Here is a 26,133-nt window from a genome sequence, read left to right as displayed (position 1 = left end):
ACCCGACCGCCCGCCTGACCCGCCCGTCCGCCGCGGCGGCAGGTATCCGGGCCGCCGAACAGGTCCCGAACGGTTCCCGTGTCCGGGGACAGGAACCCGGGCCTGTCCACAGGAAATAACAGGTCCCCACCCACCAGTTCCTGTGCAAGGGCCCAACACTCGACGTGTCGGCGGGCTCAGCCCTGGTGGGGGTAGCGGTAGTCGGTCGGCGGGGTGAAGGTTTCCTTCATCGACCGTGGGGAGGCCCAGCGGATCAGGTTCCACATCGAGCCGGCCTTGTCGTTCGTGCCGGAGGCGCGGGCGCCGCCGAAGGGCTGCTGGCCGACGACGGCGCCGGTCGGCTTGTCGTTGACGTAGAAGTTGCCGGCCGCGAAGCGCAGGTACTCGGCAGCCTCGGCGATCGCGTGCCGGTCCTGGGCGATGACGGCGCCGGTCAGACCGTACGGCGCGGAGTGCTCCATACCCTTCATCACGCTCGCGTAGTCCGCGTCGTCGTACACGTGCACGCCGAGGATCGGGCCGAAGTACTCCGTGGTGAAGATCTCGTCGGTCGGGTCGTCGGAGACCAGCAGGGTCGGACGAACGAAGTACCCCTCGCTGTCGTCGTAGGTGCCACCGGCAACGACATCGATCGAGGATGTCGCCTGCGCCCGGTCCAGCGCGGCCTTGTGCTTGGCGAACGCGCGGTCGTCGATCACGGCGCCGATGAAGTTCGACAGGTCGGTGACGTCACCCATGGTCAGCGATTCGGTCTCGGCGACGAGGTCGTCCTTGATCAGGTTCCACACCGAGCGCGGCACGTAGGAACGCGACGCCGCCGAGCACTTCTGCCCCTGGTACTCGAACGCGCCCCGCACCATCGCGGTCTTCAGCACCGCCGGGTCCGCCGACGGGTGCGCGAGAATGAAGTCCTTGCCGCCGGTCTCGCCGACCAGCCGCGGGTACGTCTTGTACGCCGCGATGTTCGTTCCGACCGTCCCCCACAGCGACTGGAACGTCTTCGTCGAGCCGGTGAAGTGGATCCCCGCGAGGTCGGGATGCGTCAGCGCGGCCTTGCTCACCTCGATGCCGTCACCGGTGACCAGGTTGATCACGCCGGCCGGCAGGCCCGCGGCCTCGAACAGCCGCATCGTCCAGTGCGCGGCGAACTGCTGCGTCGGCGACGGCTTCCAGACCACGGTGTTGCCCATCAGCGCGGGCGCGGTCGGCAGGTTGCCGGCGATCGCGGTGAAGTTGAACGGGGTGATCGCGTAGACGAAGCCCTCGAGCGGCCGGTAGTCGACCCGGTTCCACACGCCCACCGACGAGATCGGCTGGTCGCTGACGATCTGCCGCGCGAACGCGACGTTGAACCGCAGGAAGTCGATCAGCTCACATGCCGCGTCGATCTCGGCCTGCTGGACGGTCTTGGACTGGCCGAGCATGGTCGCCGCGTTCAGCGTGTCCCGCCACGGGCCGGAGAGCAGGTCGGCGGCCTTCAGGAAGATCGCGGCGCGGTCGTCGAAGGACAGCGCACGCCAGGACGGCGCCGCCGCCAGCGCCGCGTCGACGGCGGCCTTGCCGTCCGCCTCGGTCGCGTTACCGAGGGTGCCGAGCACGTGCGCGTGCTTGTGCGGCTGCACGACCTCGATCCGCGCGCCGCCGCCGAGCTTCTGCTCGCCGCCGATCGTGCAGGTCAGGTCGATCGCACCCGCCGAGCCGAACTCCTTGAGCTTCCCTTCCAGGCTCGCGCGCTCGGCCGAGCCAGGCGCGTACCCCTTGACGGGTTCGTTGGCAGGCGTCGGGACCGCGGTGACGGCATCCATTCTGGGAAGCTCCTCTGCTGACTGGCCGGGAGGCCGGTGTAGGTGGGCGGCCTGCCCATCGGTGACACAAGCATGGTGCCATGACTGACCACCGGAAACGAACCTGACCACCGACCTGACCAGATCTGCAACTGGTCCGGTCACCAGCAGTGACTCAGCGGCGCCAGGGCATGTGTTGCAGCGCCCAGGTATTGCCGTCCGGGTCCTGGAACCAGGCGTAGAACACCCCGCCCAGATCCTCGGTCGGGCTGACCTCGACACCGCGCCCGATCAGCTCCTGGCGGGCCGCCTCGATGTCCTTCACGACCAGGTGCAGGCCGCGCTGGGAACCGGGCGGCATCGCCAACTGGTCCAGCCCAGTGGTCAGGCTGATCGAGCAGAACGACCCCGGCGGAGTCAGCTGGATGATCCGCACGCCTTCGGCCGGCGTCACGTCGACGTCGAGGTGGAAGCCGCACTGCTCGGTGTAGAACTGCTTGGCCCGCTCGATGTCGGACACCGGGATCGGGATCAGCTCCAGCAGGTACGCCCCCGGCTTCACCACGACCGCGCTCGGATCGTCCGGGATCTCGGAGAGGTCCTTCGGGATCTCGGTCGTCGTCGGCTGTACTGGCAGATCGGTCATAACGGTTTCCCCCACACCAGGTCAAGCCGACTTCTTGGTGGCCTTCTTCGCGGTCTTCTTCGCCGGAGCCTTGGCCGTCGTCTTCTTGGCGGCGGCTTTCTTCGCCGGCGCCTTCTTCGCGGCGGCCTTCTTGGCCGGAGCCTTCTTCGCCGGCTCCGCGTCGCCGGAGCCTCCACCCGCCCGCCGGGCCTTCGCGGCTTCCACAGAGGCCCGCAGCGCGGCCACCAGGTCGACGACCTCGGCGCCCTCGGTCTCTTCCTCTTCGGACTCCGGCAGCGGCACGCCTTCTGCCTTCGCCTCGACGACCTTCTCCAGCGCCTCGCGGTACTCGTCGTGATACTGGTCCGGGTCGAACTCGCCGCGCAGCGTGTCGATGTACGACGACGCCATCGCCTTCTCCTGGGACCGGATCTCGACGTCCTCAGGCGGCGCGGCGAACGACTTGTCCCGGATCTCGTCCGGCCAGAGCATCACCTGCAGCACCAGCACGTCGTCCACGGTCCGGAGCAGGCCGAGGCTCTCCCGGGACCGCAACGCGACCTTGACCAGCGCGTACAGCTCGGAGCCCTCGAGCGCGTCCCGGAGCAGCACGTACGGCTTCGCGCCCGGGCCACCGTCGGCGGCCAGGTAGTAGGACTTGCCGAGGTAGAGCGGGTCGACCTGGTCCGCCGGCACGAACTCGAGCACGTCGATGACCTTCTTGCTGGACAGCGGCAGGTCCGCGAAGTCGTCGGAGTCCAGCACCACCATCCGGCCGTCGGGCATCTCGTAGCCCTTGCCGATGTCGGAGTACGGCACCTCTTCGCCGTCGATCGAACAGATCCGCTTGTACCGGATCCGACCACCGTCGGCGACGTGCACCTGGCGGAACGAGATGTCCTTCTCCTCGGTCGCGGAGAACACCTTGATCGGGATCGTCACCATCCCGAACGAGATGGCCCCCTTCCAGATCGCCTGCATCGCCATCAGCTCCCGTCAGATTGATCCATGACCGATCCGTTGCGGCCCCGCGGCCCCTCCGCCGCGAGCAGGTCTGGAATCTCCTGTGTCGCATACCACATCAGGTCTTCACCCTCGCACGAATCCAGGGCGAACACCGCGTCGTCGTCACCGTTCTGAGCGGCCTCCCAGAGGTCCGCGGCCTTCCCGACCACCGGCACCGCGTCGGCCGAGTCCAGGTGCACCGACGCCACCAGCCGCCACGGGACCACCACGTGCAGCTCGAGCCGGGCGTCACCGAGCTCCACCGACCCGTCGACCGGCGGTACGGCGCTCACCTCGGCCGCGATCACCACACGGCGCCGGGCGGTCCCCGGGTCGTCTGCCAGCAGCCCCACCGAGGCGCGGGCCGCCTGCGCCATCGCGGCGTACTCCAGCTCCTCGTCGTCGCCGTCGGCGAACCACTCCCGCAGAGCAGGCGTCACGGCGTACGCCGTCAGCGGGGCCGGCCCGACCTCCCCAGCGTTGCACGCCACGCTCAGCAACCGCAGCGTGGATGGGATGTAGACCCTCATGAACCCGCCTTCTTGTGCTGTGCGTTCTTCTGTGGGCCGCGGGGTTTCTTCCGGCCCCGGGAGGCCCGGTTCCGGCTGCCCTTGGTGGTGTCCAGCAACTCGTCCAGCGCATCGGTCACACATTGGGCGAAAACAGCGAGGTCCGGCATGGCGGTGCGGTCCGCGTTCAGACCGTAGTACACCTTCCCGTCGTACGACGTGACGCCGACGGAGAGCCCTTGCCCGGGCATCAGCGGGACGACCGGGTACGACGCCAGCATCGGGGCACCCTGGGCGTACAGCGGGAACTGCGGACCCGGCACGTTGGTGATCACGACGTCGTCGATCGGCCGGACCGTGGCGGTCGCGACCCGGGCGGCGAGGGCATGCAGCGTGGTCGGCGCGAACCCGGCGATACCGACCAGCGAGCGGGCGCTGACCGCGCGGCCGGTGTCCTTGTGCACCTTGGTCTGGTACGAGATCTGGTGCAGCCGCATGACCGGGGAGTTCTCGCCGATCGGCAGGTTCACCGCCGAGGCGATCACCCGGGAGCCGAGCGACGTCGGCTCCTCGTCCTCGTCGTCGCGGATGCTGACCGGGACCACCGCGCGCACGCTCCGGGTCGGCCCGACGCCCTCACCGCGGGTCATCATCCAGGCCCGGAGGGCACCCGCGACCACCGCGAGGATCACGTCGTTGACGGTGCCGCCGTGCATCGCCCTGACGGTCCGGTAGTCCTCCAGGTCGGTCTGTACGGTGGTGAACCGGCGCTGACCGGACGTCTTCACGTGCAGTGTGCTGTCCTGCGCGTGCCGTTGCGCGACCACCGAGCCGACCACGTCACCGAGCACCTCACGGACCGAGGTCGAGCCGGTCAGGCTCGCCATCTCGGCGCGGGCCAGCTCCAGGACCGCGGTCGGGTGCCGGGTGGCGTCGGTCAGCACGCCCGCGAGCAGCTCCAGCGCGGACGGCGGGTGCTCCGGCTGCCAGGTGTCGGTCGGCGTGTCCCGGGGGTGCGCGGTCGCGTCCAGCACGACCTGGCCGATGTCGACGGTGCTGTTGCCGTCGACAAGCGCCTGGTGGGACTTCGCGATGATCGCGAACCGGTCACCTTGCAGACCCTCGACGAGGTACATCTCCCACAACGGCCGGGCCCGGTCGAGCCTCCGGGACATGATCCGGGCGACCAGCTCGAGCAGCTGGGCGTGCGTCCCCGGGCGGGGCAGCGCGGAGCGCCGTACGTGGAAGGTGATGTCGAACTCTTCGTCGTCCACCCAGACCGGTCCGGCGAACCGGCCGGGAATCTGCTGGACGCGCTGCCGATAGCGCGGCACGAACGCGATCCGGTCGCGGATCAGCGCCACCAGGCTCTCGTAGTCGAACCCCTCGTCGCCGTGCACCGGCGGCTCGAAGATGTCGACGGTCCCGACATGCATCGGGGTGGCCGGCGACTCGGCCTTGAGAAAGGTGAGATCGAGCGACGTCAGCCGATCGGGCATTGCCACCACCTTCCTCTCCTCAGTTGCTGTCACCCTAGCGGCCACTTCCGACAGTGGGCTGCGACACTGACCGTGGAGGGCGTCTGGGATCCCTGCGCCGTCGCGAGCAGGTGCTCGGCGGAGTGCCTCACCGCGCTGGAGGGAAGGTCTCGATGTGGTTTCATCGTGGCCTTTCCTCCAGCGCGGTGAGGTGCCCGCCGAGTGCCGCGCAGTAGGCGCAGGGATCCCAGACGCCCTCCTCAGGGAACGATGAGCCATCTGTGTTCGTCAGGCAAGAGGGTGTGTCCCGCACCCTGAGAAGTTCACGTACCTCTGGAAAGGCTTCTGGACCGATGCGTTCGACGCTCACTCGCGGTGCCGCCACCGCTCTCCTGCCCACCCTCGGCATGCTGGTCCTGGCCGGTTGTGGTGGAGGCGACTCCGGCAGCGGAAGCAGCACCCCGTCCGCGAGTGCGCCGTCGTCGACCCCGACCTCGAGCCTGCCGACCAACACCCCGACCCCGGGGTCACCGAACACCAGCTCCCCCTCCAACACCACCGACCCGTCCGGTGAGCAGGCGGACGTGACCGTCGACGTCACCGTTGCCAACGGCAAGGTCAACCCGAGCGGCGCGACGATCAAGGTGAAGGCCGGCCAGACCGTGCTGGTCAAGGCGACCAGCGACGCCGACGAGGAGTTGCACATCCACGGCTACGACAAGGAGCTGGAGCTGACCCCGGGGAAGCCCGCCTCGGTGACCTTCACCGCGAACATGAAGGGCACCTTCGAGGTCGAGACCCACAAGAGCGGCAAACTGGTCGCCAAACTCGTCGTCTCGTGATTGCGGTGCTCAATTGCCGCGCCTCCGGCACGGCGTGGTCATGGGGCTTTGACTCCCGGCCTTCCCTCGTCGCTCCGGTCGCTGCGCTCCCTCCGCTCCTCAGTCCAGGCCGGGAGGCCCCATGACCGGACTACTGCTTCCACTCCATGGGATCGGGGGCCGCCAGGACCTGCCGGTGCCGTTCGGGCTGGCGGTCGGTGGTGCCGCGGTGGCGGTCGTGGTCTCGTTCGTGATCCTCGGGCTGGCGTGGCGCAGTCCGAAGTACCGCGGGAACGCCTCCGGGAAGCCGTTGCCCGCCGCAATCACCCGGACGGTCGACGCCGGCTGGTTCCGGTGGATCGTCCGGCTGGTCGGACTGGCGACGTTCCTCTACGCGATGGTGTCGCTGGCGTTCGGCGTCGACCGGCTGACGAACCCGATCTTCGGCTTCATCTACATCCTGGTCTGGGTCGGCCTGGTGCCGATCTCGATCCTGCTCGGCCCGGTCTGGCGGACGCTCAACCCGCTGCGCACCATCCACCTGCTGCTGTCCAAGCTGCTCCGGCAACCGCCGTCCAAGGGCCTGCTCGAGCTCCCGGCCTGGGTCGGGCTGTGGCCGGCCGCGCTCGGGATCTTCGCGTTCACCTGGCTGGAGCTGGTCGCGCCGGACCGCGCGACGATCCCGGTGCTGCAGGCGTGGATCGCGCTGTACGTCGTCATCACGCTGTTCGGCGCGATCCTGTTCGGTGACCGCTGGTTCGCGCAGGGCGACCCGTTCGAGGCGTACGCGACGCTGATGTCGCGGCTCTCACCGTGGGGCCGCCGGACCGACGGCGCGCTGGTCGTACGCCGCCCGCTGGAGAACCTCGACGGGATGAAGCCACAGCCCGGACTGGTCGGTCTGGTGTCCGCGCTGCTCGGCTCGACGGCGTACGACGGGTTCTCGAACTCGTCGGCGTGGATCGGCTGGGCGCAGAACCAGGACATCTCGATGACCTGGCTCGGGACGGCCGCACTGATCGTGTTCATCCTGTTCGTGCTGGTCACGTACTCCGGTGCCACGCTGCTCGCCGGCCGGCTCTCGGACAGCTCCCGTACGTCGCTCCCGCGGCTGTTCGCGCATTCCGTCGTACCGATCGCCTTCGGGTACGTCGTCGCGCACTACCTGACCCTCTTCATCCTCGAGGGGCAGCGCACGCTGATCTACCTGAGCGACCCGCTGAGCAACGGGGCGAACGTCTTCGGCACCGGTCTGCTCGCCGTGAACACCGGCATCACCAACCACAGCACGATGATCGCGGTGATCCAGGTGCTCGCGGTGGTCTGCGGTCACCTGCTCGGCGTCGTCTCGGCCCACGACCGTGCGGTCGCGCTGTTCCCGCGCGCCAAGGCGCTGGCCGGTCAGCTCCCGCTGCTCGTCGTCATGGTCGGCTACACCTGCGGCGGCCTGCTACTCCTCTTCTCCTCCTGATGTACACGCCCGCTCAGCGCTCGGCCCTCCGCGACGCACTCGTCGCGGCGGCCCGAGCGGACGAGCGGATCGCGGGTGCCGCGCTGACCGGCTCCGCCGCCGCGGGCGCCGAGGACGAGTGGTCGGACATCGATCTGGCGTTCGGGCTCGCCCCCGGCGCCGACCAGCAGACCGTGCTGGAGAGCTGGACGTCGCGGATGTACCAGAACCACGGCGCCGTGCACCACACCGACGTCTGGTCGCGCGGAACCGTCTATCGGGTGTTCCTGCTGGAGTCCACGCTGCAGGTGGACATCGCCTTCGCTCCGGCCGACGAGTTCGGCGCGCTCGGGCCTGCCTTCCACCTGCTGTTCGGCGAGACCGCTGAGCAGCCTGCTTGGAAGACACCGGCGCCCGTGGACCTGATCGGCATGGCGTGGTTGTACGCGTTGCATGCGCGGTCGAGCATCGCGCGCGGCAAGGTCTGGCAGGCCGAGTACATGATCAGCGGGATCCGCGACCACGTGCTGATGCTGATGTGCCTGCGGTACGGCGTGCCGCACTCGCAGGGTCGCGGGTTGCACCTGTTGCCGCCGAGCGCCACCTCGGCCGTGGAGGCGACGCTGGTGCGGTCGCTCGAAGACGCCGAATTGCACCGGGCGTTTCGCGCGGGTGTCGACGTACTGCTGGCCGAGGTCGAGCGTGCGGACGCGGACCTGGCGATCAGGCTTGCGCGGCCGCTTCGGGGGCTGACGCCGGCTTAGGCAGACTACGGCTGGTGACGGCGAGCAGGATGAACGCGATCATGCCGACGATCAGATGCGAGTTGCCGGGGATCGACTGCCAGAACGACCACTCGAGCTCGCGGTCGTCGCGGTACGGGACCCACCAGATCGAACGCAGTACGAACAGGCCGTAGAACAGCACGCCGGTGACGACCGCCGGGTTCAGCCCCCAGACGCGGTTGACCCCGCGGATCAGGCTGACGCCGAGCGGGATGATCCACACCCAGTGGTGACTCCACGAGATCGGCGACGCGTACAGCACCGCCAGCGCCAGCACCGAGATCGCGGTGACGCGTTCGTCGGCCAGCCAGTACCGCCGGGCCAGCCAGAGCACGACCAGCCCGAACGCGGCCGAGAGCAGGAACCAGGTCGGCTGCACCCAGCTCGCGTCGTCACCGATCCGGTGCAGGAACCCGTTGAACGACTGGTTCCCGGTGTACGCGATGCCCCCGACCCGGTTGGCATCCAGGATCACGTCGGTCCAGTACCGCCACGACTGGTGCGGTACGACGGCGAACCCGACCGCCATCGTCGCCAGCAACCCGAGGACGGCGTTCCGCAGCGCCCGCCACTGCTTCGTCACCACGAGCAGCGCGAGGAACGGCAGCGGCGTCAGCTTCACGCCGATCGCGACACCGACCCAGAACCCCCGCAGCCGCGCGTCGTTCGGCCGGACCAGGTCCAGCAGGATCATTGCGGTCAGCAACAGGTTGATCTGGCCGAACTGGATGGTCTGCCAGACCGGTTCGAGCAGCAGTGACAGCAACGTGAGACCGATCAGCACCACGGTCTGCTTGCGCGGGCTGATGAACGACCAGAACGTCTTCGGCAGGCTGGTCCGCCAGAGCGCGGTGATCGACAGCACCGAGATCGTCGTCCAGGCCACCAGCGCGACACCCCACGGTACGGCGGCCAGCGGGACCATCGCGATCGCCGAGAACGGCGGGTACGTGAACGGGAGGTCGGAGCCGCCCGGCAGTTTCGCGTCGTACAGCGAGTCACCGTGCAGCAGCACCGAGCCGCCCATCCGGTAGACGCGCAGGTCGATCATGCCGCCGTACAGGTGGGCGCCCCAGGCGCCGAGTGCGACCAGGACCGCACAGCCCGCGATCGCGATCAGCACACGGCGCCGGCCGGCCGGCAGAACAGGGGAGGAGGGAGGGGTGGTCACGGTCACGTCAGGTCGGCTCCGAACAGGGTTTCCAGCGCTCGCCGGGTCTCGTCGTACTCGGTGTGCAGTATCGCGGTCATGCCGACCGCGCGGGCGCCGTCGACGTTCAGTTGCAGGTCGTCGACGAACACGCATTCCTCCGGCTTCAGGTCCAGCCGGCCGGCGGCGAGCAGGAAGATCTCCGGTTCGGGCTTGCGCAACCCGACCTCGCCGGAGATCACGATGTCGTCGAACATGCCGTCCCAGGTGTCCCGCGGGTACGTGTTGCCCCAGGAGTTCGACAGCAGGGCGGTGCGGATCCCGCGCTCGTTGACGCGCCGGACCAGCGCGGCCATCGCCGGCTGGTGCTCGAAGTGCGCGAACATCCGCTCGATCAGCCCCTCGGCGGGCACCGGCGACCCGTCCCGCCGTACCAGCATCGACGCGAGCTTGCGCTCGAAGTCCGGTACGGCGATCTGGCCGCGTTCGAGGGCGTGCACCGGGTTCAGCTCGGCCTCCGCGGTGGCGTCCTCGGGCGACTCCGACGGGAGCCAGGCGAGCACCGCCCGCAGGTAGGAGTCGAAGTCGAAATCGTCCACGTCGGCCCAGCGCCGCAGCGCCGGCTCCAGGCCGGAGGTGAGCACGCCGCCCCAGTCCACCAACAGACCTCGCGGCACCGCCCGCACCTCAACCATGGCGGCAAGACTACTCAGCCCGCGACCCCCGTGACGCTTCCGGCCCCGCCGCTCACTCCGCGTACACGGCCGCCGGGAATCGCCGGGATCAGTGGTTGTACTCGATGCTGACATCCCCGGACGACGTCTTCGCCTTGATCGTGCGGGTGGCGTTCGGGTCGATCTTCACGTTCGCCGACTCGTCACCGGAGGAGGTCGTGGTGTCGACCTTGTACGACTCGTCACCGGACGGGATCCGGATCTCGACATCCCCTGAGCTCGACTTTGCCTCCACCGACTGCGGCGCGACGGTGAAGTCGAGAGTCGAACCCCCCGAACTACTGGCCGTCGTGACCGAGGTCGCGGTCAGACCGTCCCCCGAGAGATTGCCCGAGCTCGAACGCAGCGAGAGCGGCCCACCGACATCGTGGACGTCGATGTCGCCCGAACTGGTCTTCAGGTCCGCCCCACCCGGGAGCCCGGTCACCGTCACGTCCCCGCTGCTGCTCTCGACCCGCAGGTGCACGCCCCGCGGCACGGTCAGCACATAGCTGGTCTTGCACCCGAACGACAGGAACCCGCAGCCTCCGCTCTTCAGCTCGAGCGTGCTGTCGCCGGCGTCGTAGCTCTCCTTCGGATCCGAACCGAACACGTTCCGGTCGAACTGCCGGTCGACCTTCAGCTCGGTGCCGTCCCCGGGCTGGATGTCGACCTTCGCCGCGCCGCCCTTGACCAGCAGCGAGTCGCCCTGCACCTGGTAGCTCTGCTGGCCGCTCTTGGTGCCCTCGGTCAGTCCGGTCAGCGCCCAGTACACGCCACCCAGGATGAGCGCGACCGAGATGGCGATCCCGTATCGCCGCTGCGTGCTCATCGTGCTGGACGGCCGCCCCTGGACATCGGACATGACGCTCCCTGAAGTACGGATCGAAGTACCTCAACCCTGGCACAGCGGGCCCCCGGTGTCGGCCGGGTAATCCCCCAGATCCCCCCTGACTGTCCCTCTGGCCGGGGCCGGGGTCGATCGGCTCAGGCGGGGACGGCGGCCAGCTCCTTGTGGATCGTGGTGGCGAGTTGCTGGAGGGCCTTGCGGAGCTTGCTGGACTTGGCCGCGTCGGACAAGCTCCGGCCGTGCGACATGGCGGCGTCGACCGCGCTCAGGTCGTACGGCAGGAAGGCGGAGGGCTCGATCCCGGCGTACTGCGTCAATGCGTCCGCTGCCGCCTCGTTCGGCGAACCGCCGAGAGCGCCGGAGCGGACCCGGTTCATCACGACCCGCACGTTGACCGACGGTACGACGGCGCGCACCTCGTGGATCGCCCGGATCAGGCGCGTCAGACCGACCGGATCCGCGGAACCGACGACGATCACCTCGTCGGCCTCTTCCAGCGTCGAGACGGTCGCGCCGTTGCGCCGCGGGGCCAGCGAGTCGAACGAGATCTCCTCGTCCGTCTCTATGCAGAAGCCGGCGTCCACCACCGTGACCGGCGCCAGCGTGCGCGCGGTCGACCAGATCGACTCGATCGCGGCCGGTCGCAGCTCCGTCCAGCGGTCGGCGCGGCTGAGGCCGGTCAGCACGAGGAGATGCGGATCCACCTGGCGGGCGTGCTTGGCGAGCATCACCATGTCCAGCGAACCGTTCGACGCCGAGCGCGCCGCGGCGGCCAGCCCGGACGTCTCGTCGAGCATCCCGAGCATCTGCGCGACGGTCCCGCCGTACACATCGGCGTCGGCGAGCAGCGTCGGGATCTTCTTCAGCGCCAGCTCGTACGCGAGGTTGACGGCGACCGTCGTCCGCCCGGGCGCCCCGGTCGGCCCCCAGACCGCGATCAGCCGGCCGGTCCCCTGCGGGTACGGCGGCGGCTCCTGGTCGACTGTCTCCGGGGTGAGCGGCACGAACCCGCCCGCGAAGTGCGCCGTGGAGATCGGCGGGCCGGAATCGACCGCGTCGGTCACCGCGCGCCCGAGATCGCCTGGGCTCACGTCGGCCGGGAGGATCCGCTCGATCCCCATCCGGGCGAGCCGGTCCTCGGCGCCGAAGGGCGCGCCGTTCTCGGTCGGGTCGACCAGCGCGAGGACGGCGATGCCCCGGGCGTGCAGCGCGGCGACGGCGTCCGACGAGAGCCGGGGCAGGGCGTCGGCGAGCAGGACCGCACGGGCCTGGCCACTACCTGCCGCGGCCATCACGTCGGCGATGTCGACGCAGCGCCGTACCACTCTGATCCCAGGGGCGCGCTCGGTCCGGCGTACCACTTCTGCCTCCCAGGGCGCGCCGGTCACGGCCAGGAGGACGGGGATCGCCATCAGCTGCCCTTCCGGACCAGGGTCGGCTCGCCGGAGCTGATCGCGGTCAGCGCGGCCGGGATGCGGGGCAGGTCGGTGGAGGCGAGAGCGATCACGACCTGTCGCCGGGCGGTGCTGCCCGAGACGCCTTTCACCGAGTCGATCTGCAGAACGCGCACGCTGCTCCACAACGGCTTGGCCGACTGCCCCTCGTCCTTCGGCGTCACCCAGACGTCCACGATGTCGCCGATCGCGGTGTCGGACGGGAGGTGACCGGTCGCGACCGACAGCGGCATCTCGGTGCGATCCTGGTCGGACTTCGGGACGGCGGCGTCCTTCGGCAGGAACTCGCCCTCGCCGACCGTGCGGCCGACCACGAGGCCCTTCACATTGGCGTCCGCCGACAGGTACCGCCCGGAGTCGTTGCCGTTGGTGAAGCGGACCCGGACCGTGGTCAGGTCGTCCCCGGTGAGCGGGGCACCGACCCGGAGCTCGTGTTTGGCGGCCAGGATCGTGGTCGTGTCGTCGGCGGAGGACAGCAGCTTGGCGCCGGCCAGCGCGGTCACGGCGACCAGCAGCACGCCCAGGACCAGACGCCCGTCCTTCCAGCGGGCCTTCCGGTTCCGCTGGGCCGGGGCGGACGGCGCACCGAATCCACTGCGTACTGCTGTCTCGACCACGTCGTCTCCCCAGTCAATCGATCGTTCTCCGCGGACATTCTGCCCGTTCCCGGTTCCGGACGTGAACGGTCATCCACAGGCTGTCACGGCCTGGGGACAAACGCGGTCATCCATTCGCCAACCGTGGCAAACTGAAGGAACCAGCCACTATCCGAAGGAGTACGGACGATGCCGAGTCCCCGGTTCCTCCAGCTCGCCGACGTCGCCGAGGTGCTGAACATCTCCGCCAACCAGGTGTACGCCCTGGTCCGCCGCGGCGACATCCGAGCCGTCAAGATCGGCGGCCGCGGCCAGTGGCGGGTCGAGGCCACCGAACTCGAGAAGTACATCGAGCGCCTCTACACCGAGACCCAGCAGTTCATCGACAACCACCCCATGGGCGAAGAAGCCGAAACCACGGAGGACGCCCGCTTCTAACCCGTCCCCCGGCGAGCTGGCGCCGACCGGACCATCCCAAGAAGCCCCCACCCCACGACCGCCCCCGTTCTCCCGCGCACCACCCCCGCGCACCGCCGCGTTCTCGCGCACCGCCGGCCCTGCGCCGCCCCACGTTCTCGCCGCATCACCCCCGCGCCTCGCCCCGAGTTCTCTCGCATCGGCGCCGCGCTCCCCGCACCACCCAAGCTCCCGTGCACCGCCCCCGCGTCGTCGCGCCTCAGCCCGCGCCCGCCCGCGTTGTCGCGCACCGCGCCAGCCCGCCTTCTGCGCACGCCTCGCGGTTCCCGCGCGCAGCCCCCGCATCCTCGTGCCTCGCGCCGCCCACCGCGCTCGCCTGCGTTCCCGCGCCTCGCTCCCGGCGCACAGCCGGGCGTTCCCGCGCGCCGTCCCCGCGCGGCTCGCCCCGCGTTCTCGCGCATCGGCGCCGCGCTCCCCGCACCGCCCCGCGCACCGCGCCCGCCTGCGTTCTCGCGCACCCCCCCGCGCTTTCCGCACTGTCGCGCTCCCCGCACAGCGTCGCGTTCTCGGGCGCCGCGCTCGGGTTCACGTGGCGCCCGGGCGTGGCGTGGCGTCGTACTGCTGGGGAATGGGTCAGCGGCGGCGGAGGGCTCGGAGGGACTGGGTGGGGACCAGGCGGACGTTGTAGACCTCGGTCCGGCGGCGCGGCGCGTCCAAGGGGTGCTCGGCGAGTTCGAGGAAGTCGGCGCCGACGCGGTCGATCGTGCCGCTGACAGGACCACCGCCACCGCAGAACAGCGTGACCGGCGACCGGTCCCGCGCGATCCCCCGGAGCAGATGCGCAAGCCCGAGCTTGCCCTCCACGGCCCCGACCGCCGGCTCCGCCCAGGGCCCCAGCTGGTGTACGGCGACCAACGCGCCCACCGGGATCAGCCACTCCTCATAGCGCTCGGTCTCGAGCAGCAGACAGTCCTTCCCGACCCGGCTGAGCAGCCCGCGCACGGGCTCCGCGTCCAGCAACTCGACGCGTACGACGGTGTTCACCGCCCCGCGCAGCCGGTCCAGCACCGTGATCTTCCCGACCTCGGCGCGGATCCGGTCCGCGACCTCGCCGTACAGATCGGTCTCCTGGAGCGCCTCGAACTGCGACTCCAGGTCCGCGAACAACGCATCCCACCGCATGACCGTGAACCTACCGGTCCCGAGTGCCGCCGTACCGCTCGACGGTCACCCTCCGCACCGGAAACCGACGCTGCGTGCGTTAAGGACTTGCAAAGCTGACCTAGAACCGGTCTATAGTGGTCAAGCCAACGCAAACTAACGCAAACTCAAAGGTCGGGAGCGAAGCGGGATGAACGCGATGATCCGGGTGCTGAAAGGCACGTTCGCGGTGCTCGCACTGGTCGGCCTCGGCCTGGCGCTTCGGTGGATGACCGCCGGGTCGATCAGCGGCGTCCGCACGTACGACCTGGACTCGCTGACCGTGCTCGCGGTCGGGACGGTCGCCTGGATCGCCTACGGGTGGCTGGTGCTGGCCGTCCTGATGACGGTGCTGGAGCAGATCCCCGGCGTCATCGGCGCACTCGCCGGTGCCGTCGCGGGCCGCATCACCACCAAGACCGCGCGAGCGATCCTCCGCTCCGGCCTCGGCGTCGCCGCTGTCACGCCCCTCACCGTCGGCGTCGCCCACGCCTCCCCCAGCGACTCCGCCCACGTCCGCCAGTGGGACCAGAACGAGCCCAAGTCCGCGGTCAACCTAGGCAACGCCGACTACCGCGCCACCGAACCCCACTCCTCGGTCGAGATCGGCAAAACCGACACCAACTACCGCGCCACGGAGCCCCGCTCGACGGTCGGAATCGGCAACACCGACTCCAACTTCCGCGCGACCGAGCCCCGCTCAACCGTCGGCATCGGCAACACAGACACCAACTTCCGCGCGACCGAGCCCCGCTCAACCGTGGAGATCGGCAACACCGGCAGCAACCACCCCGCCGCCACCGCCGACAGCAACACCACCCGCTCCGCCGCCAACACCCAGTCGACGGCCAACACGCAGTCCTCGGCAAACACCCAGTCCTCGACCGGCGCGCGGTCGTCGGCCGGCACCGAGCAGCGCGGTACCGCCAACTTCCGCGCCACGGAGCCCCGCTCAACCGTCGAAATCGGCAACACCGACTCCAACTACCGCGCGACCGAACCTCGCTCGACCGTGGAGATCGGCGGCGCCGAGACCAACCGCCCCGGCACCTCCGCCGACCAGCCCACCTCCCGCTCCTCCGCCGGCTCGCAGTCGTCCACCAGCTCTGAGGTGCGGGGCAACGCCGACTACCGCGCGACCGAGCCTCGCTCGATCGTGGAGATCGGCGGTGCCGACGAGTCCGCCCATGGGCGACCGAGCACCAACCAGACGACCAGCGACCGGGCGGGCGGCAAGCCGACGATGCCCGGCAACGCGACTTCCGGTGGCAAGCCGACGACTCCCAGCAGCCCGCTGACGCCTGGTCGTCCGGCAGCGCCCGCTCAGCCGAGCTCGGACCGGCCGACGGATGTGCGGATGCGGGTGGGCGTACCGGACCGGCCGACCGACGGTGCGCCGACGCGGTACACGGAGCTGCGGCCGCGTGTTCCGGTACGGGTCGTCGTCCGCGAGGGCGATTCGCTCTGGAACATCGCCGCACGTGAACTCGGTCCGGGCGCCACGGACGCGGCGATCGCCGCCCGCTGGCCCGACTGGTACGCCGCGAACCGCCACGTGATCGGGGACGACCCCGACCTCCTCCTCCCCGGCCAGGTCCTCCGCATCCCGCCCACCCACGGCGACCACCTCCCGACCACCCACCAGGAGAAGTGACATGAGCCAGCCACAGAACCTCGGTGCGGACGACCTCCGGCACCCCACCCTCAAGTCCACCACGGCCCCGGCGCGCAGCGAGACCATTGCCTCCGCGCAGGACAAGTCCGCCGCCTCGGCGCAGGACGAGGCCACCACACCGCTGGCACAGCACACCTCCGCAACCACCTCAGCGCAGGACCGACGCACCACGAGCTCGGCGTACGGCGCGTCCGCTCCCACCTCGACGTACGGCGAGTCCGCGCAGGAGCGGGTCGTGCTTGCCGCCGTCACCGAAACGACATCAGCACTGGACTCCACGGAGGCTCCCATGGCCGTCACCAATGCCGCTGCGACCGACCAGCTGGGCACGAACGCGATCGCCGCCGTCATCGGTGCGGCCCGTGATGAGGTGCCGGGGATGTTCGCCGGCGGTGCGCGTCCCCGGCTGCAGGCTGTGGATGGCGGGACCGCCAAGAGCGCCGTACCTGCGACTGCTCGGTACGCCGGTGGGCTGACGGAAGGTGCACTCGCCCTGCGCCTGCAGGCGATCACGCGACTCGGCGTCGGCTCCTCCCCACGCCACCTCTCGAGCATCGCGGCCGACGCGCAGGCAACCCCCGCGCAGTCCGCGGACACGCAGGCGGCCGACGCGACGGCGGCTGACGCGGAGGCGGCCGACGCAGCGGGGGCGGGGAACGTGCGGTCGCTCGGCGTCGTGCCGGGTGCGGCGGCGGTGGGCGCGGCGCCTGGGCAACCTGACGGGGCCCGGGCGCCGCTTACGACAACCACCTCGCGCGCCGGCTCCGTCGACACTGCCACCTCGCGGGCCGGCTCCGTCGACACTGCCACGTCGCGGGGTGGCTCGGGCGACGCTGCTACTGCTCGGGCCAGTGGGCTTGCTGTTGCCGCCGCGAAGCCCGGCATCGCGTCCGTTGCTGCCGCCAAGCCCGCCGCTTCTGTTGCCGCTGGCAACGCGGTGGGTGTCGGGGTTGGGCTGCCGGAGGTGCGGGCTTGGGGTGGTCGGTTGGCTCAGGCGGTCTCTGAGGTGCTGGCTGGGGATCGGCCGATTTCGCAGCTGGTGCGGTTCACGGACGACAGCGTGTTCCTGGAGCTGAACCGGCGCGTACGGCTGCTCGGGCTGAACTCGACCGCGGTGAGCCGTGGGGCGCGCGAGAAGAGCCAGGTGCGGTCGGTGCGGGTCTTCATGCCGGAGCCGCAGATCGCCGAGGTCGCCGCCCACGTGCGGCACGGCGACCGCTCCCGGGCACTCGCCTTCCGCCTCGAGATCCGCCGCAACCGCTGGGTCTGCACCGCCCTCGAAATCGGCTGAGCCGACAGCACAACACCCGAGCACGCCGCGAGCGCCGTTACGGCGGACTCGATTGGCCCCGGAAGTATTTGGCGGGTTTGGCGAACTCTCGGTGTGTATGCGGCGTCGTACGGAGCGCAATCCGATCGTGCTGCTGCTGTCATCTGGTTGGGGCCGCGGCGGCGTACGGTAACCGACGTCGGTCAACGGGCCGGCTGCTTGTTCGGGGGAACAGGATGTCTGAGACCACAACTGCCGCACCGCTGGACGAACGGACGGAGTCGACTGGGGTGTCGCCGGCCGGGACGTGGCGGGTCGAGGTGCAGGAACTGAGTGCGGCCGAGCGGGCGCGGGTGCTGCCTACGGTACGGCGCCGGCGGTGGACCGAGCGGGTGCCGCTGCTCTATCCACTGGCGGTGCGCTACCACCGCGCGGTGAAGCGACTCGAGTGGATGCGGTCCAGCACGCCGTACGCCGAGGTTCGGCAGGCGGACGACCTTCCGGTGCGGATCAAGCGCCACAAGTCGCTGCTGCTGCGGCAGCTCGGTGAGACCGAGATGTGGATGCAGCACAACAAGGTGAAGAACCTGACGCTCGCCTGCGCGCAGGTCGACGGTCTGCTGATCCGCCCCGGCGAGACGTTCTCGTTCAACAAGCTGGTCGGCAACGCGACGCGTCGCAAGGGGTACGCGAAGGGCATGCGGCTGTCGAACGGACAGGCCCGTCCGGGGATCGGCGGCGGCATCTGCCAGCTCGCGAACCTGCTGCACTGGATGGTGCTGCACTCACCGATGACGGTCACGCAACGGTCGACGCACAGCTTCGACCCGTTCCCGGACAACGGCCGCGTGCTGCCGTGGGGCGTCGGCTGCAGCATCGTCTACAACTACGTGGACCTCCAGTTCCGCAACGACACCGACCAGACCTTCCAGCTGCACGTCGGCGTCGGCGACCGCTATCTCGAGGGCGAGATCCTCGCCGACGTGCCCGCGCCGTCGTCGTACCGCGTGTTCTCCAGGGACGAGCGCTTCCTGCGCGTCGGAGCGGAGTACTTCCGCCGCAACGAGATCTGGCGGACCGTGATCGACCGCCGCACGGGTACGGCGCTCCGCGACGAACTCGTCAAGGAAAACGTTGCCCTGGTCAAATATGTCCCGGTCGACGTCCCGGTGCTCGACGTCGTGGTTCCCAAGCAGTACCCGCCACGAGTCTGACACCGACGCGCGCTAGATTCCTCGGTATGTCGTACGGACAGCAACCAGGAAGTTGGCAAGGGCAACAACAGTATCCGTACGGTGGTCCGCCCCAAGGTCCCCCGCCCCGCCGGAGCAACACGCTGTTGATCGCGGTCGGTGCCGGCGTGGCCGGTCTGGTGGTGCTCGTGCTGATCGCTGTCTTCCTGTTCGTCGGCCACCGCTCCGACACGAGTTCGGCGCCGGTGGGCCGGCCGAACCAGGCGGCCGTCGGCGGTGAGACGACCGGCCAGGCGAAGGACCTCACCGAGACGCTCACCGCCAAGGGCATGGAGTGCTCCGTCCGCTTCACCGTCGCGCAGGGCGGGTTGGCCGGCTGCTTCAGCTGGGCCGACCAGGGCCTGACGGCGAACGAGGTCGTGTTCCAGTACCAGTCGGACGGCACGGTCATCGGCATCAACGCCAAGTCCGTCGCCCGGGACGAGAAGCTCAACGTCCCGGCGGCGAAGCCGTTGATCGACGCGACCGGCGGGGCCGTCTTCACCGACGACCGGAGCAGGGTGAACGACGCGCTCGCCGGCATCGGCAGCACTCGCGAGACCACGGTCGACGGCGCCTGGGGCAAGTACAAGGTCCGTGATGGCGCGAGCGGTACGACGCTCGTCGCGGCCAAGACCGGCGCCGAACCGCTGATGATCCCGGCGATCGAGGCCACCACGTCCGAAGCGACCGCGGCCGAAGCTCTGAAACAGCAGGGTTTCAGCTGCGGCGCCGACGACGAGGACTGTTCGCGGGACTTCCGCGGCGGCAAGGGCAAGCTGACCGTGCGTACGACGAGCCTCGGCGCCGGCGGCATCACGTACCTGCTCGTCTCGGTCGCCGACACGTCGAAGGACGCCACCAAGGCAGCGAACACCGAGGCGTTCAGCAACCTGATCGGCACCAGTTTCGGCATCGTCCAGGGCAACGGGACGGACGCGGTGCGGAAATGGGTCACCGACCATCAGGACGGCCAGTCGCACACGGCGTACGTCGGGGGCTGGCGAGTGGAACTCCAGGTCAACTACGGAACGCCGTACGGCGCGCCGGAGGTGCCGAGCTACCTCCGGATGACGATGTGGGCGGACTCGCTGTGGACGACGCCTGACCAGTAGCCGATCGCTCCTTTCCACCTGAATGTCCACTGAAAGTGTCGGTGGGACGTAGCAGACTGGCTGTGTGACCGCAGCTGTCGAGCCGTACCGGGAGCGTCCCGCGCGCATCGCCGGCGCCGACCTGTGGACGCGCGAGGCCGAAGGCGGGGAGTACCGGATCCTCCCCGACGGCTGCATGGACCTGTTGCTGATGGACGACGACCTGATCGTCGCCGGTCCCGACAGTCACGCCTGGACGGGCACCGCCCCGCGCGGCACGCGGTACGCCGGGATTCGGTTCGCTCCCGGAGCGGCGCCGGCATTCCTCGGCGTACCGGCCCGCGAACTGCTGAACCAACGGGTCCCCCTGGCCGCTCTCTGGTCGCCGAACCGGAGCAGACGCCTGCTCGACCGGATCCGATCGGCCCCGGACTCGGCGGCCGCGCTCGACCTCGAGGTCGCCAAACTGGTCGAGGAACCGCTCGACCGGCTGATCCCGCACGTCCTACGCAGCGTCCGCGGCGGCCTCCTCCGCGGTACGTCGGGAGTCTCCCGCCTGGCCGGGACGGTCGGACTCAGCGAGCGGCAACTGCACCGCCGCTGCCTGGAAGCGTTCGGGTACGGCCCGAAGATGCTGGACCGCGTCCTCTGGATGAATGTCGCCCTCGACCACGCCCGCACCGGCCTGTCGCTCGCCGACGTCGCCGTACTCACCGGATACGCCGACCAGGCGCACTTCACCCGCGACGTGAAAGCCCTCACCGGCCTGCCACCGAAAATCCTGCTGGGCTGAGAAGCCCGGCGCGTGTCAGCATTGCTGCTCATGACCGGGCACCCGGAAGTCGGTACGGCGACGCTGCGGCACAACCCGCTGAACGCGGTGACAGCGACCGTCGAGCGGGTCACGTACGCGGACGGCCGGACCGCAGTTCGCAAGGAGCTTCGCCGGCCGACCGAGTCCGCCGGCCCGTGGGCAGCCTCCACCGACCCGCGGCACTGGAACTACTGGCGTCGCGAGCTCGACGTGTACCGCGACGACGAGCTCCGCGGCCGCCTCGCCGACGCCGGCCTCGTTCTCCCCGCGGCGCAGCTCGACGAGTGGCCGGACGGCGCGCTGCTCCTGATGGAAGACATCAGCGGCACGCCCGGCACCCAGTTCAGCCTGGCGGAACACGCCGCACTCGCGCGGGCCTGTGGTCGCTGGCAGGCGCGGCCGATCGACGACCGCCCGTGGACCTCGAGAGGTTTCCTCCGCGACTACTCGACCACGCGCGATGTCCCGTGGCAGCTGATGACCGACGACAGCGCCTGGCAGCAGCCGCTGATCCGTGAGACCTGGCCGACCGGATTACGCGAGGCGTGGACGCGGCTCCTGGTGCATCGGGATGCGCTGCTCGACCTGGTCGCGACTCTCCCCCGCGCCCACTGCCACCTGGACTTCTGGGTTTCGAACGTGATCCAGCGTCCGACCGGCGAGCTGGCTCTGTTCGACTGGTCGTTCTTCGGCGACGGCGCCCTTGGCGAGGACATCGGCAACTACATCCCGGACGCGGTGTTCGACCTGTTCTGGCCGGCCGAACGGATGCCCGAGCTCGCCGAGACCTGCATCACCAACTACCTCGACGGCCTCCACGAGGCCGGCTGGCACGGCGACCCGGACGAGGTGCGACTCGCCGTGATGGCCTCCGGCGTCAAGTACGCCTGGCTGTTGCCCGGCCTACTCGGGCGGGCGTCCGACGAGTCGCACAGCGCCTACCACCAGGAGACCGACAGCCGGCACCTGTTCCACCAGCGCGGCCAGGCCCTCGCCTTCGTCGCCGACTGGTGCGCGGAGGCGATCACCCGAGCCCGACGGTGAACCCACCCAGGCCACCCGATCCCCGGAGGCGAGTACTGCGCAGTACCGCTCTCTGCAACCGGATCCACGCACTCGTTTGCAGGTTTTGCTTGACGGCGCCGCGCGGCAGCGCTTGACTGGACCGGCAGTGACGCACCCAGCCGGTAGCGGACCAGGCCAGCACCACGCGGTCCGGAGCCCGGTTTTCAGGCGCCAGGGCTCAGGTGAGGCCCGAGGCGGGGTCGCGTCCCCGGGACCGATGGAGCAAATCGTGTCCAAGTCGCACCAACTCACCCACCGCCCGCTCACCCATAGGCTGACTCGCCGCCTCCTCGGAGCCGGCCTGGCCGCCGCGCTCGCCGTGACCGCGGCAGTCGCCGTCCGCACCCGCAATCCGGCCGACGCGGCCGTCACGGTACCGCCGGCGCACGCAACGTTCGACTACCAGATCGGCGGCGCCTACGCACCGCCCGCCGGCGTCCAGGTGGTGACCCGCGACCGCACCGCCGCCCCGGCGGCCGGGCTCTACAACATCTGCTACGTCAACGCCTTCCAGGTGCAGCCCGGCGAACAAGGCCAGTGGGATTCCGACCTGCTGCTCCGCGACGCAGGCGGCAACCTCGTCATCGACGAGGACTGGGGCGAGCCACTGCTCGACCTCCGTACGGCGGACCAGCGGAACCGGATCGCCGCCAAGGTCAACGGCTGGATCGATGGTTGCGCGGCCAAGGGATACCAGGCGATCGAGCCGGACAACTACGACAGCTACACCCGCTCGAAGAACCTGCTCACCGCCGCGCAGGCCAAGGCGTACCTGACGCTGCTGGCCGCCCATGCGCACAGCAAGAACCTGGCCATCGGCCAGAAGAACACCGTCGAACTGGCCGGTGCCCGGAAGACCGTCGGCCTGGACTTCGCCGTCGCCGAGGAATGCGGTCAGTACGACGAATGCGCCGACTACGTCAATGCCTTTGGCAACAACGTGATCGTGATCGAGTACACCGACAACGGCCGCCGGAAAGCGTGTTCGCAGTACGGCGGAACGCTCTCGATCGTGCAGCGCGACGTGGACGTCTCGACCCCGGGTGATTCCGGATACGTCCGCAAGACCTGCTGAAACCCTTTCCTGCGTCCTCTCTGGAGACCGCCATGTCCCAGCATGCTCGAACCCTGTCCCGCCGTGACATCCTGCGGGCCGCGGCCGCCACGGCGGCCGTCGGCGCACTCGGTGCCTGCGGCAAGAACGACGACGAGGGGGCCGACGCCGACGGCGTGGTCACGCTCGACCTCTGGCACGGCCAGGTCGACCTCGGCAAGGCCGCGATCGACAGCCTGATCACCGCGTTCAACAAGAGTCATCCGCAGATCAAGGTGGTCGGCGGCGGTGGCGGCGTGACCGCGGACAGCATGCTGCAGAAGGTCACGGCGGGTCTGGCAGCGGGGTCCTACCCGGACATCGCGTACATCTTCGGGTCGGACCTCGCCAGCCTGACCAAGAGCCCCAAGGTCGCCGACCTGACCGGCGCGCTCGCGATCGACGACTACTGGCCGGCCGCGAAGGACGCCGTCAGCGTGAAGGGCAAGGTCCGCGCCGCACCGGCCCTGCTCGACTCGCTCTGCGTGGTCTACAACAAGAAACTGTTCGCCGCGGCCGGCGTTCCCGCGCCGAAGGCCGGCTGGACCTGGGACGATTTCGTTGCCGCCGCCAAGCAATTGACCAACCCGGCCAAGGGCGTCTTCGGCACCGGCTGGCCGGGCGTGGGCGACGAGGACACGGTCTGGCGGATCTGGCCGATGATCTGGGACCTCGGCGGCGACGTGGTGAGCGGGGACGGAAAGAAGGTTGGCTTCGATTCCGTCGGCGAGCAGGCCCTCGGAACGCTCGACAAGCTCCGCACCGACAAGTCCCTGTACGTCGACCCGAAACCGGGCAGCGAACAGCTGTACCAGGTCTTCCTCGGCGGCCGGATGGGCATGGTCGCGACCGGACCCTGGCAACTCCCGGAACTCAAGGAAAACGGTGTCGAGTACGGCGTCGCGCCGCTCCCGTCGTACTCCGGGAAACCGGTGACGATCTCTGGTCCGGACACCTGGACGGTCTTCGACAACGGCAAGGCGAAGGTGCAGGCGGCCACCGAGTTCGTACGCTGGCTGGCCGAGCCGCAGCAGGATCTGCAGTGGGACATCAAGGGCGGCAGCCTGCCGATCACCAAGGCGACCGCGGACCTGCCGGCGTGGAAACAGCACTCCGGCGCGACCAACGGTCTGGACGTGTTCGTGAAGGCACTCGACACCGCGAAGGTGCGGCCGACGATTCCGGCGTACCCGCAGATCTCGCAGCATGTCGGTGAGGCGATCGCCGCCGTACTGCTGGGGAAGCAGAGCCCGAAGGACGCGATACAGCAGGCTGTCGACCAGTGCAACCAGGTACTGGCGGTGCCGAGCTGATGGCCAGCGTGGTCGGCACGTTCACCGTCGACCCGCGGAGCCGGGCAGCGGCGAAGCGGCGGGCGCGAAGCGAGGGCGCGACCGGGTGGGCGTTCGTCAGCCCGTCGGTGGTGATCATCCTCGGGCTGAGCGTCGTACCGGTGCTGTGGTCGTTGCTGTTGTCGTTCCAGGTCAATGATCTGGTGTCGCCGAGCGAGTGGGTCGGGCTGGCGAACTACCGAGCGTTGCTGAAGGATCCGGCTTTCGGATCGGCGGTCTCGCACACGCTGATCTACACGGTCCTCTACGTGCCGTTGAGCGTGGTCGCCGGGCTGGGGATCGCGATCGCCCTGGACCGCAAGATCGCATTCATCGGGCTGTACCGGACGCTGGTCTTCGTGCCGTTCGTGGTGTCGGCGGCGGCGCAGGGCGTGCTGTTCTCGTTCGTTCTCGATCCGGAATTCGGTGTCGCGAACTCGGTGCTGCACAAGCTCGGCCTGCCCGCGCAGGGGTTCTTCAGCGATCCCGGTCAGGCGCTGTACCTGCTCGTGGCGATCTCGTTGTGGAGCGGAACGGGTTTCTGCGTGATCGTCTATCTGGCCGGCCTGCAAGGCGTTTCGAGCGAACTCGTCGAAGCAGCCCGGATCGACGGCGCCGGCCGGTGGGGCGTACTACGGCACGTCACACTGCCCGCGCTGACACCGGTGACGATCTTCCTGCTGCTCTTCCAGACGATCAATGCGTTGCAGGTGTTCGACCTGGTCTTCGTGACCACGAAGGGCGGGCCGCTCGGGTCGACGACAGTGATCGTGTACTTCATCTGGGAGAAGGCATTCAAGACCTTCACCGCCGGGTACAGCGCGGCGGCGGCGTACACGCTTGCGGTCGCGTTGCTGGTCATCGGCGTGGCCTTGCAGATCTACCGGCGGAAGGTGGCTCGATGAAGCGTTTTCCGTTCAGTCCTTGGCACTTCGTGCTTGCGCCGCTGGCCCTGCTGTTCGCGTTGCCGTTGGTCTGGCTGCTGGTCAGCTCCGTGATGAGCAACGCGGAAATCAACCGTTTTCCGCCGGCCCTGGTTCCGCACGGGATCAAGCTGGACGGGTACCGGTACGTGCTCGGGAACGCCCTGTTTCCGCGGTGGTTCCTGAATTCCTTCATCGTTTCCGCGGTTTCCGTGACCGCGAACCTGGTGCTCGGGTCGCTCGGCGGGTACGCGTTCGCGCGGATCCGGTTCGCCGGCTCGAAGCTCGTGCTCGGGCTGATGCTGGCGACGATGGTGATCCCGTTCCAGCTGACGATGATTCCGACGTTCCTGGTGATGAAGCAGCTCGGGCTGATCGACACCCTCGGCGCCCTGATCGTTCCGTCCCTGGTGACGCCCCTGTCCGTTTTCCTGTTCCGGCAGTTCTTCGTCTCCCTGCCGCGAGAGCTCGAGGAGGCCGCCTGGATCGACGGGTGCGGCCGGTTGCGGATCCTCGTGTCGATCGTGCTGCCGCTCGCGCGGCCGGCGCTGAGCACCGTCGCCGTACTGACGTTCCTCGCGACCTGGAACGACCTGACCTGGCCGCTGATCGCGATCAACACCGACTCCACCTACACCCTTCAGCTCGGACTGACCACGTTCCAAGGGCAGCACCACACCCAGTGGTCCGCCGTGATGGCCGGAAACGTCATCACCGTGTTGCCGGTCCTGCTGGGGTTCCTCCTGGCCCAGAAGGCGTTCATCCGCTCCCTGGCCTCCACCGGACTCAAAGGCTGAGA

25 protein-coding genes are annotated in these 26,133 nt (G+C 69.4%); 14 read left to right on the top strand and 11 right to left on the bottom strand.

Annotation, left to right across the window (positions count from 1 at the left end; translation table 11 throughout):
- Positions 1-176: 176 nt before the first annotated feature.
- From pruA to ACFYRH_RS31330, 5 genes are all read right to left on the bottom strand, one after another.
- Positions 177-1,805: an L-glutamate gamma-semialdehyde dehydrogenase gene (pruA, locus tag ACFYRH_RS31350; protein ID WP_387782874.1), complete on the bottom strand. Its 1,629-nt coding sequence runs from the start codon at positions 1,803-1,805 to the stop codon at positions 177-179.
- Positions 1,806-1,959: 154 nt separating this feature from the next.
- Positions 1,960-2,430 (bottom strand): VOC family protein, encoded by a 471-nt coding sequence (locus ACFYRH_RS31345; RefSeq protein WP_387782872.1) that lies wholly within the window; start codon positions 2,428-2,430, stop codon positions 1,960-1,962.
- A 21-nt stretch (positions 2,431-2,451) separates the two neighbouring features.
- Positions 2,452-3,390 carry a Ku protein gene (locus tag ACFYRH_RS31340; protein WP_387782870.1) on the bottom strand — a complete coding sequence of 313 codons (939 nt, stop codon included), beginning with the start codon at positions 3,388-3,390 and terminating at the stop codon, positions 2,452-2,454.
- Between the two features lie 5 nt (positions 3,391-3,395).
- Positions 3,396-3,944: a DUF6912 family protein gene (locus ACFYRH_RS31335; protein ID WP_387782868.1), complete on the bottom strand. Its 549-nt coding sequence runs from the start codon at positions 3,942-3,944 to the stop codon at positions 3,396-3,398.
- Positions 3,941-5,422, bottom strand: a complete 1,482-nt coding sequence (locus tag ACFYRH_RS31330) for a wax ester/triacylglycerol synthase family O-acyltransferase (RefSeq protein ID WP_387782866.1) — start codon at positions 5,420-5,422, stop codon at positions 3,941-3,943. The genes ACFYRH_RS31335 and ACFYRH_RS31330 overlap by 4 nt, the downstream gene beginning before the upstream one ends.
- A gap of 332 nt (positions 5,423-5,754) precedes the next feature.
- Here ACFYRH_RS31330 and ACFYRH_RS31325 point away from each other — a divergent pair, with 332 nt between their 5' ends.
- From ACFYRH_RS31325 to ACFYRH_RS31315, 3 genes are all read left to right on the top strand, one after another.
- Positions 5,755-6,243: a cupredoxin domain-containing protein gene (locus ACFYRH_RS31325; protein ID WP_387782864.1), complete on the top strand. Its 489-nt coding sequence runs from the start codon at positions 5,755-5,757 to the stop codon at positions 6,241-6,243.
- Positions 6,244-6,364: 121 nt separating this feature from the next.
- Entirely contained in the window at positions 6,365-7,693 is a 1,329-nt protein-coding gene (locus ACFYRH_RS31320; RefSeq protein ID WP_387782862.1) for a hypothetical protein, read from the top strand.
- Complete coding sequence (locus ACFYRH_RS31315; RefSeq protein ID WP_387782860.1) at positions 7,693-8,436, top strand: nucleotidyltransferase domain-containing protein; 744 nt, start codon at positions 7,693-7,695, stop codon at positions 8,434-8,436. The genes ACFYRH_RS31320 and ACFYRH_RS31315 overlap by 1 nt, the downstream gene beginning before the upstream one ends.
- Here ACFYRH_RS31315 and ACFYRH_RS31310 read toward each other — a convergent pair.
- The 5 genes from ACFYRH_RS31310 to ACFYRH_RS31290 form a co-directional block, all read right to left on the bottom strand.
- Entirely contained in the window at positions 8,396-9,628 is a 1,233-nt protein-coding gene (locus tag ACFYRH_RS31310) for a glycosyltransferase 87 family protein (RefSeq protein WP_387782858.1), read from the bottom strand. The two genes, ACFYRH_RS31315 and ACFYRH_RS31310, sit on opposite strands and share 41 nt — an antisense overlap.
- Before the next feature lie 2 nt (positions 9,629-9,630).
- Complete coding sequence (locus ACFYRH_RS31305) at positions 9,631-10,302, bottom strand: HAD family hydrolase (RefSeq protein WP_387782856.1); 672 nt, start codon at positions 10,300-10,302, stop codon at positions 9,631-9,633.
- A gap of 88 nt (positions 10,303-10,390) precedes the next feature.
- Entirely contained in the window at positions 10,391-11,185 is a 795-nt protein-coding gene (locus ACFYRH_RS31300; RefSeq protein WP_387782854.1) for a DUF4097 domain-containing protein, read from the bottom strand.
- Positions 11,186-11,307: 122 nt separating this feature from the next.
- Positions 11,308-12,582: a CpaE family protein gene (locus ACFYRH_RS31295; RefSeq protein WP_387782852.1), complete on the bottom strand. Its 1,275-nt coding sequence runs from the start codon at positions 12,580-12,582 to the stop codon at positions 11,308-11,310.
- Positions 12,582-13,241, bottom strand: coding sequence for a hypothetical protein (locus ACFYRH_RS31290; RefSeq protein WP_387782850.1), 660 nt, complete (start codon positions 13,239-13,241; stop codon positions 12,582-12,584). The genes ACFYRH_RS31295 and ACFYRH_RS31290 overlap by 1 nt, the downstream gene beginning before the upstream one ends.
- Positions 13,242-13,409: 168 nt before the next feature.
- Here ACFYRH_RS31290 and ACFYRH_RS31285 point away from each other — a divergent pair, with 168 nt between their 5' ends.
- Positions 13,410-13,658 (top strand): helix-turn-helix domain-containing protein, encoded by a 249-nt coding sequence (locus tag ACFYRH_RS31285; RefSeq protein WP_387782848.1) that lies wholly within the window; start codon positions 13,410-13,412, stop codon positions 13,656-13,658.
- Between the two features lie 612 nt (positions 13,659-14,270).
- Here the strand turns inward: ACFYRH_RS31285 and ACFYRH_RS31280 are convergent.
- Positions 14,271-14,819, bottom strand: coding sequence for a hypothetical protein (locus tag ACFYRH_RS31280; protein WP_387782847.1), 549 nt, complete (start codon positions 14,817-14,819; stop codon positions 14,271-14,273).
- A 169-nt stretch (positions 14,820-14,988) separates the two neighbouring features.
- Here ACFYRH_RS31280 and ACFYRH_RS31275 point away from each other — a divergent pair, with 169 nt between their 5' ends.
- From ACFYRH_RS31275 to ACFYRH_RS31230, 10 genes are all read left to right on the top strand, one after another.
- Positions 14,989-16,491 carry a LysM peptidoglycan-binding domain-containing protein gene (locus ACFYRH_RS31275; protein WP_387782845.1) on the top strand — a complete coding sequence of 501 codons (1,503 nt, stop codon included), beginning with the start codon at positions 14,989-14,991 and terminating at the stop codon, positions 16,489-16,491.
- Position 16,492: 1 nt separating this feature from the next.
- Entirely contained in the window at positions 16,493-17,803 is a 1,311-nt protein-coding gene (locus ACFYRH_RS31270) for an Rv3235 family protein (RefSeq protein WP_387782843.1), read from the top strand.
- 215 nt (positions 17,804-18,018) lie between these two features.
- Entirely contained in the window at positions 18,019-18,996 is a 978-nt protein-coding gene (locus tag ACFYRH_RS31265) for a VanW family protein (RefSeq protein WP_387782841.1), read from the top strand.
- Positions 18,997-19,121: 125 nt separating this feature from the next.
- Complete coding sequence (locus ACFYRH_RS31260; protein WP_387782839.1) at positions 19,122-20,129, top strand: hypothetical protein; 1,008 nt, start codon at positions 19,122-19,124, stop codon at positions 20,127-20,129.
- 64 nt (positions 20,130-20,193) lie between these two features.
- Entirely contained in the window at positions 20,194-20,901 is a 708-nt protein-coding gene (locus ACFYRH_RS31255) for a helix-turn-helix domain-containing protein (RefSeq protein ID WP_387782837.1), read from the top strand.
- A gap of 30 nt (positions 20,902-20,931) precedes the next feature.
- Positions 20,932-21,966 (top strand): aminoglycoside phosphotransferase, encoded by a 1,035-nt coding sequence (locus ACFYRH_RS31250; RefSeq protein ID WP_387782835.1) that lies wholly within the window; start codon positions 20,932-20,934, stop codon positions 21,964-21,966.
- A gap of 250 nt (positions 21,967-22,216) precedes the next feature.
- Complete coding sequence (locus ACFYRH_RS31245; protein ID WP_387782833.1) at positions 22,217-23,062, top strand: endo alpha-1,4 polygalactosaminidase; 846 nt, start codon at positions 22,217-22,219, stop codon at positions 23,060-23,062.
- 32 nt (positions 23,063-23,094) lie between these two features.
- The gene (locus tag ACFYRH_RS31240) at positions 23,095-24,393 is read left to right on the top strand and encodes an ABC transporter substrate-binding protein (RefSeq protein ID WP_387782831.1); all 1,299 of its coding nucleotides are present in this window, start codon (positions 23,095-23,097) and stop codon (positions 24,391-24,393) included.
- Positions 24,363-25,316 (top strand): carbohydrate ABC transporter permease, encoded by a 954-nt coding sequence (locus ACFYRH_RS31235; RefSeq protein ID WP_387782829.1) that lies wholly within the window; start codon positions 24,363-24,365, stop codon positions 25,314-25,316. Before ACFYRH_RS31240 ends, ACFYRH_RS31235 begins: the two co-directional genes overlap by 31 nt.
- Positions 25,313-26,131: a carbohydrate ABC transporter permease gene (locus tag ACFYRH_RS31230; protein WP_387782827.1), complete on the top strand. Its 819-nt coding sequence runs from the start codon at positions 25,313-25,315 to the stop codon at positions 26,129-26,131. Before ACFYRH_RS31235 ends, ACFYRH_RS31230 begins: the two co-directional genes overlap by 4 nt.
- Positions 26,132-26,133: the final 2 nt, after the last annotated feature.

This window comes from Kribbella sp. NPDC004875 (assembly GCF_042873375.1).
GTDB lineage: Bacteria > Actinomycetota > Actinomycetes > Propionibacteriales > Kribbellaceae > Kribbella.
Note: the sequence above shows the minus strand (reverse complement) of the source record. Positions and strands in the feature narration are given on the sequence as shown.

Excerpts from the sequence above, each read along its gene's own strand:
- ACFYRH_RS31325 (WP_387782864.1), top strand. The coding sequence starts at position 5,755 with ATGCGTTCGACGCTCACTCGCGGTGCCGCCACCGCTCTCCTGCCCACC.
- ACFYRH_RS31250 (WP_387782835.1), top strand. The coding sequence starts at position 20,932 with ATGACCGGGCACCCGGAAGTCGGTACGGCGACGCTGCGGCACAACCCG.
- ACFYRH_RS31320 (WP_387782862.1), top strand. The coding sequence starts at position 6,365 with ATGACCGGACTACTGCTTCCACTCCATGGGATCGGGGGCCGCCAGGAC.
- ACFYRH_RS31280 (WP_387782847.1), bottom strand. The coding sequence starts at position 14,819 with ATGCGGTGGGATGCGTTGTTCGCGGACCTGGAGTCGCAGTTCGAGGCG.
- ACFYRH_RS31240 (WP_387782831.1), top strand. The coding sequence starts at position 23,095 with ATGTCCCAGCATGCTCGAACCCTGTCCCGCCGTGACATCCTGCGGGCC.
- ACFYRH_RS31275 (WP_387782845.1), top strand. The coding sequence starts at position 14,989 with ATGAACGCGATGATCCGGGTGCTGAAAGGCACGTTCGCGGTGCTCGCA.
- ACFYRH_RS31305 (WP_387782856.1), bottom strand. The coding sequence starts at position 10,302 with ATGGTTGAGGTGCGGGCGGTGCCGCGAGGTCTGTTGGTGGACTGGGGC.
- ACFYRH_RS31230 (WP_387782827.1), top strand. The coding sequence starts at position 25,313 with ATGAAGCGTTTTCCGTTCAGTCCTTGGCACTTCGTGCTTGCGCCGCTG.
- ACFYRH_RS31295 (WP_387782852.1), bottom strand. The coding sequence starts at position 12,582 with ATGGCGATCCCCGTCCTCCTGGCCGTGACCGGCGCGCCCTGGGAGGCA.
- ACFYRH_RS31340 (WP_387782870.1), bottom strand. The coding sequence starts at position 3,390 with ATGCAGGCGATCTGGAAGGGGGCCATCTCGTTCGGGATGGTGACGATC.
- ACFYRH_RS31330 (WP_387782866.1), bottom strand. The coding sequence starts at position 5,422 with ATGCCCGATCGGCTGACGTCGCTCGATCTCACCTTTCTCAAGGCCGAG.
- ACFYRH_RS31265 (WP_387782841.1), top strand. The coding sequence starts at position 18,019 with ATGTCTGAGACCACAACTGCCGCACCGCTGGACGAACGGACGGAGTCG.
- ACFYRH_RS31300 (WP_387782854.1), bottom strand. The coding sequence starts at position 11,185 with ATGTCCGATGTCCAGGGGCGGCCGTCCAGCACGATGAGCACGCAGCGG.
- ACFYRH_RS31315 (WP_387782860.1), top strand. The coding sequence starts at position 7,693 with ATGTACACGCCCGCTCAGCGCTCGGCCCTCCGCGACGCACTCGTCGCG.
- ACFYRH_RS31335 (WP_387782868.1), bottom strand. The coding sequence starts at position 3,944 with ATGAGGGTCTACATCCCATCCACGCTGCGGTTGCTGAGCGTGGCGTGC.
- ACFYRH_RS31270 (WP_387782843.1), top strand. The coding sequence starts at position 16,493 with ATGAGCCAGCCACAGAACCTCGGTGCGGACGACCTCCGGCACCCCACC.
- ACFYRH_RS31345 (WP_387782872.1), bottom strand. The coding sequence starts at position 2,430 with ATGACCGATCTGCCAGTACAGCCGACGACGACCGAGATCCCGAAGGAC.
- ACFYRH_RS31285 (WP_387782848.1), top strand. The coding sequence starts at position 13,410 with ATGCCGAGTCCCCGGTTCCTCCAGCTCGCCGACGTCGCCGAGGTGCTG.
- pruA (WP_387782874.1), bottom strand. The coding sequence starts at position 1,805 with ATGGATGCCGTCACCGCGGTCCCGACGCCTGCCAACGAACCCGTCAAG.